The sequence below is a fragment of the Methylobacterium symbioticum genome, assembly GCF_902141845.1.
GTDB lineage: Bacteria > Pseudomonadota > Alphaproteobacteria > Rhizobiales > Beijerinckiaceae > Methylobacterium > Methylobacterium symbioticum.
In genome coordinates, this window is sequence record NZ_CABFPH010000004.1 from 44,946 (window position 1) to 60,391 (window position 15,446).

At 70.3% G+C, this 15,446-nt stretch carries 10 protein-coding genes; 9 read left to right on the forward strand and 1 reads right to left on the reverse strand.

Annotation, left to right across the window (positions count from 1 at the left end):
- Positions 1 to 26: 26 nt before the first annotated feature.
- The 9 genes from urtE (at position 27) to MET9862_RS02730 (ending at position 14,250) form a co-directional block, all read left to right on the forward strand.
- Positions 27 to 716 carry an urea ABC transporter ATP-binding subunit UrtE gene (gene urtE / locus MET9862_RS02690; RefSeq protein ID WP_185156733.1) on the forward strand — a complete coding sequence of 230 codons (690 nt, stop codon included), beginning with the start codon at positions 27 to 29 and terminating at the stop codon, positions 714 to 716.
- Between the two features lie 91 nt (positions 717 to 807).
- Complete coding sequence (fmdA, locus tag MET9862_RS02695; RefSeq protein WP_142581572.1) at positions 808 to 2,037, forward strand: formamidase; 1,230 nt, start codon at positions 808 to 810, stop codon at positions 2,035 to 2,037.
- A 2-nt stretch (positions 2,038 to 2,039) separates the two neighbouring features.
- Positions 2,040 to 2,360, forward strand: a complete 321-nt coding sequence (locus MET9862_RS02700) for an FmdB family zinc ribbon protein (protein WP_142581573.1) — start codon at positions 2,040 to 2,042, stop codon at positions 2,358 to 2,360.
- Positions 2,361 to 2,434: 74 nt separating this feature from the next.
- Complete coding sequence (locus MET9862_RS02705) at positions 2,435 to 3,484, forward strand: aliphatic amidase (RefSeq protein WP_142581574.1); 1,050 nt, start codon at positions 2,435 to 2,437, stop codon at positions 3,482 to 3,484.
- Positions 3,485 to 3,818: 334 nt separating this feature from the next.
- Positions 3,819 to 7,151, forward strand: coding sequence for a S8 family serine peptidase (locus MET9862_RS02710; RefSeq protein WP_244612529.1), 3,333 nt, complete (start codon positions 3,819 to 3,821; stop codon positions 7,149 to 7,151).
- 215 nt (positions 7,152 to 7,366) lie between these two features.
- Complete coding sequence (locus MET9862_RS02715) at positions 7,367 to 8,617, forward strand: NHLP bacteriocin system secretion protein (protein WP_142581576.1); 1,251 nt, start codon at positions 7,367 to 7,369, stop codon at positions 8,615 to 8,617.
- Between the two features lie 8 nt (positions 8,618 to 8,625).
- On the forward strand, positions 8,626 to 10,797 hold the full coding sequence (locus MET9862_RS02720) for an NHLP family bacteriocin export ABC transporter peptidase/permease/ATPase subunit (RefSeq protein WP_142581577.1): 2,172 nt from the start codon (positions 8,626 to 8,628) through the stop codon (positions 10,795 to 10,797).
- On the forward strand, positions 10,787 to 13,630 hold the full coding sequence (locus MET9862_RS02725) for an NHLP bacteriocin export ABC transporter permease/ATPase subunit (RefSeq protein WP_142581578.1): 2,844 nt from the start codon (positions 10,787 to 10,789) through the stop codon (positions 13,628 to 13,630). Before MET9862_RS02720 ends, MET9862_RS02725 begins: the two co-directional genes overlap by 11 nt.
- Positions 13,631 to 14,010: 380 nt before the next feature.
- Entirely contained in the window at positions 14,011 to 14,250 is a 240-nt protein-coding gene (locus tag MET9862_RS02730) for a hypothetical protein (RefSeq protein WP_142581579.1), read from the forward strand.
- A 218-nt stretch (positions 14,251 to 14,468) separates the two neighbouring features.
- On the opposite strand, the gene MET9862_RS02735 is transcribed toward MET9862_RS02730, so the two are convergent.
- Positions 14,469 to 15,359 (reverse strand): LysR family transcriptional regulator, encoded by an 891-nt coding sequence (locus MET9862_RS02735; protein ID WP_142581580.1) that lies wholly within the window; start codon positions 15,357 to 15,359, stop codon positions 14,469 to 14,471.
- Positions 15,360 to 15,446: the final 87 nt, after the last annotated feature.

Genomic DNA, 15,446 nt, shown 5'->3' on the forward strand with positions numbered 1-15,446 from the left:
CGTCCGTGCTGCCGGGAGCCGACCCGATCCTGGCGATCCGTGGCCTGCACGCGGCCTATGGGCAGAGCGAGGTGCTGCACGGCCTCGATATCGCGGTCGCGCCCGGCGAGATCGTCGCGGTGATGGGCCGCAACGGCATGGGCAAGTCCACGCTGATGAAGACCCTGATGGGCATCCTGCCCGCGAAGTCCGGCACGATCGCCGTCGACGGCATCGACGTGACCGCCCTGAAGAGCCATGCCCGCGTCGCCCGCGGCCTCGCCTACGTGCCGCAGGGCCGGATGATCTTCTCGACCATGACGGTGCAGGAGAACATCGAGACCGGGCTGACCGTCACGGGTGCCCGCACGGTGCCCGAGGACCTCTACGCGATGTTCCCGGTCCTGCTCGAGATGAAGGGCCGGCGCGGGGGCAACCTCTCGGGCGGACAGCAACAGCAGCTCGCCATCGCGCGGGCTCTGGCGAGCCGCCCGAAGGTGCTGCTCCTCGACGAGCCCACGGAGGGCATCCAGCCCTCGATCATCCGCGAGATGGGGCGGACCCTGAAGACGATCCGCGACGCGCGCGGGCTGTCGATCGTCGTCTCGGAGCAGGTGCTGAGCTTCGCGATGGACGTGGCTGACCGGGTGCTGGTCATCGAGAACGGCACGATCGTCCACGAGAGCCTACGCGCCGACATCGACGAGCGCCAAGTCGCGCGCTTCCTCTCGGTCTGAGGGACGCGTCGCACGAGCCGACGGCTGAGATTCGCGCAACGGCGCGCGGATGGAGTCCGCTCCGGGCGGACAGGGAGCTGGAGACACGAACATGCCCGAGACGCTGATCAAGGTCGATCTCAGCCAGTCGGCCTACGACAACGACATGGTGCACAACCGCTGGCACCCGGACATCCCGATGGTGGCCACCGTCAAGCCCGGCTCGGACTTCATCGTCGAGACCTATGACTGGACGGGCGGCTTCATCAAGAACAACGATTCCGCCGACGACGTGCGCGACATCGACCTGTCGATCGTGCATTTCCTCTCCGGCCCGATCGGGGTCGAGGGCGCCGAGCCCGGCGACCTTCTGGTGGTCGACCTCCTCGACATCGGCGCCAAGCCCGACAGCCAGTGGGGCTTCAACGGCTTCTTCTCGAAGAAGAACGGCGGCGGCTTCCTCACCGAGCATTTCCCCCAGGCACAGAAGTCGATCTGGGATTTCGAAGGCCTCTACACCAAGTCACGCCATGTGCCCGGCGTGCGCTTCCCGGGCCTGATCCATCCGGGCCTGATCGGCTGCTTGCCCGACCCGAAGATGCTCGCCACCTGGAACGCGCGCGAGCAGGGCCTCTACGATACCGATCCCGGCCGCGTCCCGGCGCTCGCGACGCTGCCCTTCGGCCCGACCGCGCATATGGGCCGGCTCTCGGGGGACGCGAAGGCGAAGGCCGCCTCCGAGGGCGCCCGCACCGTGCCACCGCGCGAGCATGGCGGCAATTGCGACATCAAGGACCTCTCGCGCGGCTCGAAGATCTACTTCCCCGTCTATGTTCCGGGCGCCGGCCTCTCGATGGGCGACCTGCATTTCAGCCAGGGCGACGGCGAGATCACCTTCTGCGGCGCCATCGAGATGGCGGGCTGGGTGCACCTCAAGGTCGACCTGATCAAGGATGGCATGGCCAAGTACGGGATCAAGAACCCGATCTTCAAGCCGTCGCCGATCACGCCCCAATACGACGATTACCTGATCTTCGAAGGCATCTCGGTCGACGAGCAGGGCGGCCAGCACTATCTCGACGTGCACGTCGCCTATCGGCAGGCCTGTCTCAACGCGATCGAGTACCTGAAGAAGTTCGGCTATTCGGGTGCGCAGGCCTACTCGATCCTCGGCACCGCGCCGGTCCAGGGTCATATCTCGGGCGTGGTCGACATCCCGAATGCCTGCGCGACACTGTGGATCCCGACGAAGATCTTCGAGTTCGACATCAACCCGAGCGCCGCCGGTCCGACGAAGTTCCTCGACGGGTCGATCCAGATGCCGCTCTCGCCGGATCTCTGATCATGCCGGTCTACGACTACGCCTGCGAGAGCTGCGGCCCGTTCACGGTCATGCGGCCGATGGCCGAGTTTCAGCACCCGCACGACTGCCCCGATTGCGGGGCGACGTGCCGCCGCGCCTTCCTCACCGCACCGCGCCTCTCGGGGCTCGACCCGGCGACACGGGCGGCCCATGCCACCAACGAGCGCAGCCGGCACGCACCGCGGCGCTCGGGGAGCCATGGGCCGGGTTGCGGCTGCTGCGCGCCGAGGAAGACGGCGGCATCCGCACCCGCGGCCGCCAAGAGCTTCCCGAACGCGCGCCCCTGGATGATCAGCCACTGACAGGACGCCCCCGCGCCGCCCCCGCGCCGCGGGCGGCGAGGGGGCGGCGACCCGCAATCGCAGAGGACAGTGCCATGATGCACGGTGACATCTCGTCGAGCCAGGACAGCGTCGGCGTGGCTGTGGTGAACTACACGATGCCGCGCCTGCACACGCGGGCCGAGGTTCTGGAGAACGCCAAGGCGATCGGGCGGATGATCGTCGGCATGAAATCCGGCCTGCCCGGGCTCGACCTCGTCATCTTCCCCGAATACTCGACCCATGGGATCATGTACGACGCTGCGGAGATGTACGACACGGCCTCGACGGTGCCCGGTGCCGAGACCGAGGTCTTCGCCGCCGCCTGCCGCGAGGCCAAGGTCTGGGGTGTGTTCTCGCTCACCGGCGAGCGCCACGAGGAGCATCCCCGCAAGGCCCCGTACAACACCCTGATCCTGATGAACGATCAGGGCGAGATCGTGCAGAAGTACCGCAAGATCATGCCCTGGACCCCGATCGAGGGCTGGTATCCGGGCGACCGCACCTATGTCTCGGACGGGCCGAAGGGGCTGAAGATCAGCCTCATCATCTGCGACGACGGCAACTACCCCGAGATCTGGCGCGACTGCGCCATGCGCGGGGCCGAGCTGATCGTCCGCTGCCAGGGCTACATGTATCCGGCCAAGGAGCAGCAGATCGTGATCTCGAAGGCGATGGCGTTCGCCAACAACACCTACGTGGCGGTCGCCAACGCCGCCGGCTTTGACGGCGTCTACACCTATTTCGGGCATTCGGCGATCATCGGGTTCGACGGACGGACGCTGGGCGAATGCGGCGAAGAGGCGATGGGGATCCAGTACGCCGCCCTGTCGAAGTTCCTGATCCGCGACTTCCGCGCCCACGGCCAGTCCGAGAACCATCTCTTCAAGCTGCTGCACCGGGGCTATACCGGCATGATCAACTCGAAGGAGAACCGGCACGGGATGTCGGAATGCCCGTACGACTTCTACCGCCGCTGGATCGAGGATCCCGACGCAACCCGCGATGCCGTCCGCGCCATCACCCGCCAGAGCGTCGGCACCGAGGAATGTCCGATCGAGGGCATCCCGTTCATCGGCAAAGGCGAGGCGCCGCCCAATCCCTGAGCCGCCGGGGCGGAGCGCGTTTTCGGTTTGAACCGAGGCGGCCGGGCGGGCGCCACGCGGTCGTCGGCCGATATCGGGCACGGAGCGCGACGTGCCCACGATGACGGTCGATGCGAACGTTCCGCCCTCCCGGCCGGGGTTTTCGATGATTGTGCGGCACACTTCACGCCCTCTGTGGCGGTTATGTGCTAGCCGATCGAAGGTGATCCCCCTAAAGCTTCCCGCCGTGCTCACTTGAGAGCTTCGCGGGGCCGGTTTCATGATTCGCCAATGCATCGGAGCAGGGAACGCAGCAGGATCCGGCGGCTACCTCACGATCCGGCGCGCTCGCCCCATGCGCCGCGGAGCGTTCCGGGCCGGGTTGCTGGCCGGCTTCTCCCTCGCCGCTCTGAGCGCGGCCCTGGGACCTGCGGCGGCGCAGACCCTGCCGGCGCGATCGCCCTCGACCGAGGGCTTGACGGCGGCGCAGTTCGATACGCCCGAATACCGGGCGGATTACGGGCTCGCACACATCAACGCGGCCACGGCCTATGCGCGCGGCTTCACGGGGCTCGGCGTCACGGTGGCCGTGGTCGATACCGGCATCGACCCGAGCCATCCGGAATTCCGCGGCCGGCTCTCCCCCTTCTCGCGAAACTTCATTCCCGGTGAGGACCCCACCCGCCTCTTCGATACCGATCTCGGAAACATCCTTGTCGGGCACAGGGGCGGGCACGGCACCCATGTGGCCGGGACGGTCGGTGCGGCCCGCGACGGTGTCGGCATGATGGGCGTCGCCTTCGACAGCACGATCCTGTCCCTGTTCAATCTCCTGGATACCACATCCGCGATCCGATACGCGACGCAGCAGAACGCCCGCGTCCTCAACGGCAGCTACGGGCCTAGCTTTCCGCGCCCCTGGGACCCGGATTATGTCCGACTGGGCATACAACCCGTCTACGGCGCCGACGTCCTGCAGCATCAGGCGATCAAGGAGGCCGTCGACCGCGACATGCTGCTCGTGTTCGCGGCCGGCAACGATCGCCAGACCCAGCCGGACATCTCGCACAATCCGAGCGGCGCGGCCCTCTATCCCTATATCCGCCCCGCCAACGCCGGCAGCGGCGTCTATCAATTCTTCGATCATGACGACAATCCGGTCGATCAGAGCCGGATCGACTTCTCCGATCTTGCCGGATCGATCATCTCGGTCGTCGCCGTCGATCGCAACAACGCGATGGCGCCGTTCAGCAACCTGTGCGGCGTGACGGCGGCCTGGTGCATCGCCGCACCGGGGTTCCAGATCTACTCGACGCTGCGCATGGGAACGAGCGGGAATCCCGCCGACCCGGATTACGGCCTCATGAGCGGCACCTCGATGGCGGCGCCCCATGTCGCCGGGGCAGCCGCCGTGCTGCGTCAGGCCTTCCCGTTCCTGACGGCGCCGCAGATCGCCCAGACCCTGCTCACCACCGCGACCCATCTCGGCGACGGTCCCGTCGGCGTCCCGAACGACACGTTCGGCTGGGGCCTGCTCAACCTCGGCAAGGCCATCGACGGGCCGGGCCAGTTCACCGCCACCTGGACGGTGAACACCCAAGGGTATGCCGGCCGCTTCGCCAACGACATCTCCGGCGTCGGCGGCCTGATCAAGACCGGGCTCGGCACGCTCGAACTCGCCGGCGACAACACCTATGCCGGCGGCACCGCGATCTACGGCGGCACCCTGGCCGTATCGCGCGACGCCAATCTCGGCGCGGCCGGCACCGGGCTCACCCTCGGTGGCGGCACGCTGGAGGTCCTGGCCGACGGCTTCGCCAGCGCACGGCCGCTCACCCTCACCGGGACCGGGACCCTGCAGATCGATGGCGGGAGCGCGCGCTTCTCGGGCGTCATGACGGACGGGGCCCAGGCGGGACTGCTCGTCAAGGCGGGGGCCGGCACCCTCGCGCTCACCGGCACAGGCCACTTCTCCGGGCCGACCATCGTCCAGGCCGGCACCCTCGCGCTCGACGGCATCTGGAGTTCGCCGGTCATGGTCGCGGCCGCCGGCACCCTGCGCGGCACCGGCACCATCGCGGCCTCGGTCGCGGTCGCCGGCGCGCTCCGGCCGGGCCATTCGCCCGGCACCCTCACCGTGCTCGGGCCTGTCAGCTTCGCGCCGGGCAGCACATTCGGGATCGACATCGACGGACCGAGCACCGGCAGCGGCGCGGGCAACTTCGCGCGCCTCCTGGCGCTCGGCCCGAGCGGCACGGTGTCGGCCAACGGCACCCTGGTGCCGGTCCTGCGCGGCATCAGCGGCGATGCCGGCAACGGCTTCACCCCCGCGCTTGGGCAGCGCTTCGACGTGCTGGCTGCCCAGGCCGGGCTGTCGGGCTCGTTCACGGGACTGGTCCAGCCCACAGCCGGGCTGGCCTCGGGCACGCGCTTCGATGCGCTCTACGCCGCCAACGGTCTCGAGCTGGTGGTGACGCCGACCGCCTACGGCAACCTCGCCGGGTTCGGGCTGATCCAGACCGGCAACGCGCGGGCGGTCGGAGCGGCCCTCGACCTTGCCCGGCCCGAGGCGGGCACGCGGCCGGACGCGGCCCGCGCCCGCGTCTACGATCCGCTCTACGCCGCCGCCCCGGCGACACTGCCGGGCGGGCTGGCCAGCCTGTCGGGCCAGAGCTACGGCGACGCCATGATGACCGATCTGGCTGCCCGGCGGCTGATCGCCGACACGGTCGACCGGCACCTGCGCGGGACCGGCGGCGGCGGGGCGGCCTTCAGCACGGGCGAGCCCGGCCTGGGCCCGAACCGCTCGGCGCTGCAGGTGCGCGGCGGTGCCGGGGCGCCGGACCAGCCCTTGGCCGCGGGCGAGGGGCGGATCTGGGCGGACGCGCTGTACGGGTTCGGGGCGCGCTCCGGCGACCGCTCGGCCGCGGGCGCGGCCTTCGACGCCGGTGGGCTGATCCTCGGCGTCGACCGGCAGGTCGGACCCGATACGCTCGTGGGTGCGGCGTTCAGCTACCTGCGCGAGAGCGGCAGGTCGGATGGCGCGGGGCTTGGCCGGTTCGCCACCGACAGCTACGGCGGCGCGCTCTATGCCAGCACGCGGCTCGGCGCCGTGGTGCTGCGCGGCGTGGCGGGCGCATCCTATGCGGATGGTCGGATCGACCGGACGACGGCCCTGGGTGCCGCGGTCTCGCAGGCGAGCGGACTGGCGGCAGGCTGGAACGCGGGGGTGTCGGGCTTTGCCGGGTACGCGCTCGCGACCGGCCTGCCACTGGAACTCGTGCCGGAGGTCGGGTTCAGCTACGACCGGCTGACGCGGGCGCGCGTGGCCGAGCAAGGCGGCCTGGCCGGGCAGAGCTTCGCCGGCGCCGAGCTCGACGCCGCCCGCAGCCTCGTCGGCGGGCGCGTGACGAGCCTGCCGCTCGCAGGGAGCGCGGGGCTGCGCCTCGAAGGACGGGCCTACTGGGCGCATGAACTGGCCGACACCTCTGCGGTGGTGCGCTCAAGCCTGTTCGGCGCCCCGTTCACGACGCGCACGAGCGCGCTCGGGCGGGACGGCGCGGTCCTGGGGGTGAGCCTCACCGGCCCGGTCGCGGAGGGCGTGGCGCTGTCGCTCAGCTATGCGGGCGAGCTGCGTCCCGGCGCCAATGCCCAGGTCGTCACCGCCGGGCTGCAGGCGCGCTGGTAATACGCGAGAGCGCTCTTCGCCGAAACGGTAACCGCTTTGGCGAAGAGCGAACAATCGCGCCCGAACATCGAGAGGCGCAGATCGAAAACCAATACCGACAAGTATACGCACAAGATCATCAGACCAAAATTCGATCTTTATAACACGCTAATCATTCATTAGCGAATGAATGGCATAAGACGCGGCTGCCGAATTGAACTTGGACCGGGGTGCCGATGTCGGGGCTTCTCTACCGTCAGGAAGCGCTCGCCAGTCTGGCGGGGCCGGACCAGCTCGACGAGATGGTGGAAGTCACCTCGCCGCTCGGTTGGGCGGCCCTGAGTGCGGCCTTGGTCATCGTCGGCGGCTGCCTCGGATGGTCCGTCTTCGGCAGCTATCGCACCACCGTCAGCGGGCAAGGCCTGCTCGTCCCGGCAGGGGGGGCCTTCGTCAGCGTCCACGCGCCCAAGGCCGGCTGGATCGAGAGCTACCGCCAGCGCGGCGACGCCGTGAAGAAGGGCGAACTCCTGGCGCGGCTCAGCGCGCCGGAGGATGCCGCCCGGCTGGCCGACGTCGATGGGCGGGTGAGCCAGCTCGCCGCCCAGCGCAAGGAACTCGCCGAACGGCTCGCGGATCACCTCGGCAAGGAGACGGTGGCGGCGCAACGCAAGCGCGAGGCCTTGCAGGAGACGATCGATCTCGGCGAGGCGCGGGTGCGTGAACTGACCGTGCTGCTGGAGCAGCGCGAATCCCTGCTCGCCAAGGGACTGACGCCCTCGGAGCGGGTGATCGACGCCCGCGAGCGGCTGTTCGCCGCCCGTCAATCCATCTCGCGGGCCCGCTCGGACCTGCTCTCCCTCGATGCCGCGCTCCTCTCCCTGCGTCACAAGTCGCAGGAGGATCTCGCGGCCCTGGACCGCCAGCTCCGCGACGCGGAGGGACAGCGGACACAGGCGCATCTGAGCGAGCGCCTCGCGACGACGATCGTGGCGCGCGCCGACGGCGTCATCACGACCAACGAGGCCGGCGACCAAGCCCTGGTCGCGGCCGGACAGAAGCTGATGGTGATCGAGCAGGGCGGCCCCCGGCTCGAGGCGCTGCTCTACGTGCCGGCCGACAGCGGCAAGGCGGTCAAGCTCGGCATGGAGGTGCGCCTGTCCCCCTCGACCGCCAAGAAGGAGGAATACGGCACGCTCATCGGCACCGTCATCCAGGTCGACGAGAGCCCCGAGAACGAGAGCGCCCTCGCCCAGCGCCTCGGCAATCCCGACCTCGCCCGGCTGTTCATGCGCGGCGGCCCGCCGCTTCAGCTCGTGGTGCGGCTCGAACCGGGCGCTGGCGGAGCCGGCAGCTACGCCTGGACCTCGCAGCGGGGCGGAGAGGTCGCGCTCGCCTCGACGACCCTGATCGAAGGCCAGGTCACGGTGAAGTCCGGCGCGCCGATCAGCCTGTTCATTCCGGCCCTGCGCCGCTTCATCGGCGTGTGAGCGCGCCGATGACCACGGTCTCCGAGCCGCGCTTCCCGCGAACCACCCGCGCCCGGGTCCCGACGATCCTCCAGATGGAGGCCGCCGAATGCGGCGCGGCCTGCCTCGCGATGATCCTCGCCCATCACGGCCGGTGGATCCCGCTGGAGGAGCTGCGCGTCGCCTGCGGCGTCTCCCGGGACGGCAGCAAGGCCCGGAACCTTGTCCAGGCGGCGCGGCGCCACGGCCTGGAAGCCGCGGGCTGGCGCACCGACCCGGCCAAGCTCGCGGGCAAGCCACTGCCCGCGATCCTGTTCTGGGAGTTCAACCATTTCGTCGTTCTGGAGGGGATCGGCCGCAACGTCGTCTACCTCAACGATCCGGCGAGCGGTCCGCGCACGGTGACGCACGCGGAGTTCGATCGCGCCTTCACCGGCGTGCTGCTGACGATGAAACCGGGCGCCGCGTTCGTGCGGTCGGGCGCCCGTCCGAGCGCCTGGCGTTCCGTGCGCGAAGGGCTCGCCCATTCACGCGGCGGCGTGGCCTTTCTGGTGCTCGCCGGCGCGGCGGCCCTGGCGCCCGGCGTCTTCGTGCCGGCCGCGACCAAGATCTTCGTCGATGACATCCTGCTCGATCGGCTGACCGACTGGACCCGTCCGCTGCTCCTCGGGCTCGCCTTCGCGGCCCTGCTGAGCGGCCTGCTCGGCTGGCTGCAGGGCCACTTCCTGGCGCGCCTCCAGTGGAAGCTCGGCGTGTCCCTCGGCCTGCGTCTGACCTGGCACCTGCTGCGCCTGCCGCCGAGCTTCTTCGCGCAGCGCTACGCAGGCGACGTCGCGAGCCGGCTGGCCACGACCGAGCGAGCCTGCGACCTGATCGGCAGCCAGGTCTCGGCTCTGCTGGTGACCGGGCTGGCGACCGTGTTCTACGGGGGCCTCATGGCCCTCTACGATCCGGTCCTGGCCGCGATCGGGCTCGGGCTGGCGCTGATCAACGTCGCCTTCCTCCGCCTCGTCGCCCGGCGCCAGGAGGATTCGGCGCGCGCCGTGCTGCGCGAGCAGGCCGCGCTCGGCAGCCTGTCGATCACCGGGGTGCGATCGATCGAGACGATCAAGGCGACCGCCTCGGAGGAGGACTTCCTCGACCGCTGGTCCAATGCCCAGGCCCGGACCATGAACGCGCTGCGGCGGATGCAGGTGCCGCTCCAGCTGCTCGGCGTGATCCCCTCCGTCCTGGGTGCCCTGACCATGGCAGCGATTCTCGGCGTCGGCGGCCTGCGCGCCATGGACGGGCTGATCACGGTGGGCACCCTCGCGGCCTTCCAGGCCGTGCTGTCGAGCTTCCTCGCACAGGTGAACGGGCTGGTGGGCGTCGCCTCGGGGATGCGCGAGCTGCGCGTCGCGATGGAGCGGGTCGATGACGTGCTGCGCCACCGTCTCGGCCACCAGGCCGCGCCCGACGACGACGCCGTGCCGCTCCGGCGCCTGTCGGGCGCCGTCACGATCGAGGACCTCGCCTTCGGCTACAATCCCCTCGACCCCGCCCTCGTCGCGGATGTCTCCCTCTCGATCAGGCCGGGCGCCCGTATCGCGCTGGTCGGCCCCTCCGGCAGCGGCAAGTCGACGATCGCGCGCCTGCTCGTCGGCCTCGCCGAACCGTGGTCGGGCCGCATCCTCTTCGACGGCGTGGCCGCCGAGCGCCTGCCCAGTGGCGTGCGCAGCGCCTCGATCGCCTATGTCGACCAGACCGTCGTGCTGATGGAGGGGAGCGTGCGCGACAACCTCTCCCTGTGGGATCCGCGGCTGAGCGAGCGCGCCCTCGTCGCGGCGGCGCGCGATGCCGAACTCCACGAGACCATCGCGGCGCGCCCCGGCGGCTACGACGCGCCGGTCAGCGAGGGCGGCGCCAACTGGTCGGGCGGCCAGGCGCAGCGTCTGGAGATCGCGCGCGCCCTCGCGCTCGAACCGAGCATCCTCGTGCTCGACGAGGCGACGAGTGCTCTCGACGCCGTGACCGAGGCGCGGATCCTGGAGAATCTCCGCCGCCGCGGCTGCACCCTCATCCTGGTCACCCACCGGCTCAGTGCGATCCGCGGCTGCGATGAGATCCTGGTGCTCGACAGGGGACGCGTGATCGAGCGCGGGACGCATGCCGCGCTCTACGGGCAATCCGGCACCTATGCGGAGCTGATCCGTGCTGCTTGAGCTACCCGAGCGGGCGGCTGCCGGAGGCCTGCATGCCGATGAGTCCGTCATCGTCGGCAGCGACGGCCTGCGGATCGAGGCCGGCACGGCCGAGCTCTACTGCGAGCGCCCCGGACGCGCCGGACACCGCCGCCGCCTCGCGACGCTGCGCGCGGGCGAGATCGCGCTTCCACTCCCACCCGGAGCGGAGATGCGCCTCCGGGCCTTCCCGGAGCCCGGCGCGCAGCTCTCGAGCTTCCGGCCGGACGCGTTTCTGGAGCAGCTCGATGCGGGCGCCTCCGAGGCCGTCGCCGCCGCGGATGGATGGATCGCGCACACGATCCGCGTCCTCGCCCGACCGCTTTCCGGTCGGCCAGCCTCGCTCAGCGAGGGCGCCGGCCTCCTTGAGCCGGGCGTCTCCGCCCGGCCCGAGCACGGATTGCTCTGGATCACGCTGGATTCCGGGTGCGTCGATGCCGGCCTTCCAGGCGCCGATCCCTGCGGTCCGGGCGAGCCGCCGATCGCGGTCGCGGCGTCTGCCGGCGGCATCGCGGCAACGGAGCCGGCGCGGATCCTTGCCCGGTCGAGCGCGACGCTCGCCAGCGCGGGCCGACTGGCGGACGCCGTCCGCGCTCATCAGGCGCGGCTCGCCCAGGCGCTGACGGCGTTCGACTCTGCGGACGACGCGGCCGAGGCTGCGGCGCTCGGCGGCAAGGCAGACCGCGACCGTTCGATCCTGGCCGGTGCCGTCGCACCGCTGATCGCCCCCTCCGGTGCGGGCATCCTGGAGGAGACCTCCCTCGCCGCAGCCTTCCGGGCCGTCGCCGAGGCGAGCGCGGTGACGTGGCCCGGTGGCCCGCTGCCGGACAACGCGGATGAGGCGGAGCCGTTCGAGCGCCGTCTCGCCGGCCTCGCGGCCTGGGCCGGGGTGCATGTGCGCCGGATCCGGCTCAGGCCGGGCTGGTGGCGGACGGGGGGGCAACCGGTGCTCGGCTTCCGCCGTGACGGCACGCCCGTCGCGCTGATCGCCGGCACGGGCTGGCGCGGCGGCTACCGCATGCGGACGGCCGGACACCTCCGCAGCGTCGGGGCGCGGGAGGCCGCCGATCTGGCCGATCGCGGCTACGTGCTGCAGCGCCGCCTGCCCGACCACCCCATCGACGGCCGCGGCCTGCTCCGCTTCGCCCTCCCGCTCGCCCTCCCGGCTCTCCTCGCCGTGCTGGGGATCGGGCTCGCCGGAGGCCTGCTCGGCCTCGCGATGCCGGTGGCCACGGGCATCCTGTTCGAGACGGTGATCCCCGCGGCCTCGCGGTCGGACCTCCTGCACCTCGTCGCCGGCATCGCCGCACTCGGGCTCGGCGGGCTCGTGTTCGAGCTCGCGCGGGGCTTCCTGCTCCTGCGGGTCGCCACGCTGCTCAACACGGATCTCGAGGGTGCGGTGTGGGATCGGCTGCTCCGGTTGCCCGCCGGATTCTTCCGCGGTCACGCGACAGGCGATCTCGCCCTCCGGGCGGCGGCCATCAATCAGATGCGCGACGCGGTCGGGGGCACGGTGATCGGCACCCTGTTGTCGGCGGTGTTCTCGCTCTCCAGCCTGGCTCTGATCCTGTACTACGAGTGGCGCCTCGCGCTGGTGGCCGTGGCACTGGCACTCTGCGAGATCGCCGTGATGCTGGGCGTGAACCTGCGCCTGCTGGATTGGCGGCGGCGCATGCTGGACACCGAGGGGCGGCTCCAGGCCCTGTCGCTTCAGCTCATCCAGGGGATCGCCAAGCTCAAGGTCGCGGGGGCGGAGGCGCGCGGCTTCGGCCGCTGGGCACCGCTCTTCATCGAGCGGCGTGACCTGGACCTGCGGCAGCACCTGCTCTCGGCCCGTTTCTCGGCCTTCGGCACCGCCTTCGGGATTGCCGGGACCGGCCTGATGATCGGCATCGTGGGTCTGGGCGGCCTCGATATCGGAACCGGCCGCTTCATCGCCTTCAACGCGGCCTACGGCCAGTTCATGGCGGCGACGCTCGCTCTCGGCGGTGCCCTGCCGGCCCTTCTCTCGCTGCGTCCGCTCTACGAGCGCGCCAAACCGGTCCTGGCGGCCACGCCGGAAAATCTCGGGCCCCGCGGGGCGGCTCACGATCTCAGAGGCGCCGTCGAGTTGGCCGACGTCGTCTTCCGCTATCAGGCTGACGGGCCGGCGGTGCTCGACGGCGTGTCGATCCACGCACGGCCCGGCGAATTCATCGGCATCGTCGGCACGTCCGGCTCGGGCAAATCGACCCTGATGCGCATCCTGCTGGGCTTCGAGCAGCCGAGATCCGGCTCGGTGTTCTTCGACGACCAGGATCAGACCGGCCTCGACCTGCGGTCGGTGCGCCGGCAGATGGGCGTCGTGCTCCAGTCGAGCCGCACGACGGGCGGCACCGTGATGGAGAACGTCCTCAACGGCGCGGCGCTGACCGAGGCCGATGCCTGGGAGGCCCTGCGCCTGGCTGCGCTCGACGGCGATGTCCGGGCCATGCCCATGGGCCTCTACACCTATGTCGGCGAGGATGGCGGCCTGCTCTCGGGCGGCCAGCGCCAGCGCCTCCTGATCGCGCGGGCAGTGGTGCGACGCCCGCGCATCCTGCTGCTGGACGAAGCCACCAGCGCCCTCGACAACGGCACGCAGCAGGCCGTCTCGCAGGGGCTGAGACAGCTCGACGCCACCCGCATCGTCGTGGCGCACCGGCTCTCGACCGTGCAGCACGCAGACCGCATCTACGTCCTCGATGCCGGTCGCGTCGCCGAGCAGGGGAGCTATCGGGAGTTGCTGGAGCGCGGCGGCCTGTTCGCCACCCTGGCCTACCGGCAGATCGCCTGAAGCGCGCCCAGGCCGATCCGGCCCGAACGCATCCCGCAAGCGGAAGGGATCGCTCACGGATCGCCTCCGCACAGCCTTAGAGCCGTTCCCGGTCACGTTGCGACCGGGAACGGCTCTAATCCCTTGTTGTGACGCGCTCTCTTGCGCCGAACCGGCATCCACTTCGGCGGAGAGCGCTCTAGTGCGAGCAGCGCTTGCGGAAGGATGGGAACCGGCTCCGGATCCGTGGCATTCGATCCGGAGAATTGTGTTTGAATTAAACATCGGGCGACTGACTGAGATCCCGGACCCGACGGACGAAGCCCAGGAAAGATCTGGGTAGTATCTTCGTCCTAGACAGGGTCGGCGACGCTTCGAGAGCGTCCGAACGGGAGCCTTTCATGAGCACTGTCGACAAGGAACTCGACGACACCGTCCTCGACGCCGTGCAGGGCGGGAGCGGTGATGGCGGTCACTGGGACCACAGCGGCAAGGTCTCGATGTGGCTCACGCCGGTTCCGGGAAATGCCATCACGCCGCCCACCTGGAACAAGAGTTCGGTCCGGAAGAATGAGGCGGGCGTCTACGTGAAGTGGGATCGTGCATCCGGGCACGAAATCGTGGCGCCCAAGCTTCGCTGAACGCCCGCATTCCGAAGAGCGCGTGCTCGATCCGCGAGCACGCATCGTCCGAACGCGGCGCGTCCGGACATGTCGGCCGCTGGTGTCAGGGTCATTGCGACACCATCGCCAACCGGCACGGGCGGGATCATGCACCCGGTTGGGTCTCGCACGGTCATAGGCGACGGTATCCCTGTCGGATCGTGCTCACCCCCCCCAAAGGGGCGTCCGCAGGTCGATCACGCCGGGATCGCAGCCCGCAGCAGACCATCCCGCACATGCACCACGCGCGGATGGCGAAGGGCGGCCTTGTTCCACGCCAGGAACAGGCCGTTGTCCGGCCCCGGTCTCACGGTCGGCAACTCGGCCAGGCGCGCGGCCGCCAGCGCGTCGGCGCAGAGATAATCCGGCAGGACGGTCCAGCCTGCGCCGGCTTCCGCCATGCCGATCAGGATCCGCAGATCCGGCGCCGTCACCACGGCCCGCATATCGGCCACCGCGCCGAAGACATGGGTGAAGAACGACTGGATGAGACCGAGATCTTCGTCATAGGCGAGGCAGGGGACGTCGCAGAGGAAGGCGGCGGAGACAGTGCGGGCCTTGGCCCGTTCGGCGAGCGCCGGGGCGGCCACCAGCAGCAGCCGCTCCCGGCCGAGATCCGCAAAGCCGATGCCTGTCCCCTCCGGCTTCGAGGCCGTGACGGCGAGGTCGGCATGGCCCTCGGCGAGCGCCGCATAGATGCGCGCGCGATTGCCGGTCTGGATGCGCAGGCGCAGACCCTCCGCGAGCAGCGGCGCCAGCGCCGGACCGATGCGGGCGGACAGATATTCGGCCGGCCCGACCAGATGGACCGTGCCGGCGAGTTGGCTCGAGCGGGCTCGGGCCGAGGCCATCGCGGCCTCGATGCCGTCGAGGTTCGCGGCCACCTGCCGGGCGAGATCGTCGGCCGCCGGTGTCGGAGAGACGCCGCGCGCCTGGCGCCGGAACAACGGCTTGCCCAGGGTGGCTTCCAACGCGGCGAGATGGGCGGAGGCGGCGGGCTGGGTGATGCCGAGCCTCTCGGCGGCGCGGGTCAGCGATCCGGCACGATAGGCTTCGAGGAAGGTACGCAGATGGATGAGATGGTTCATCGCCGCATCGAGCCATCAGAAATCCTATGCCTCCTACCGCGAGGAATGATTTCTGTCGCCTGACGTGACGCGGCAAGCTCCGGTGCG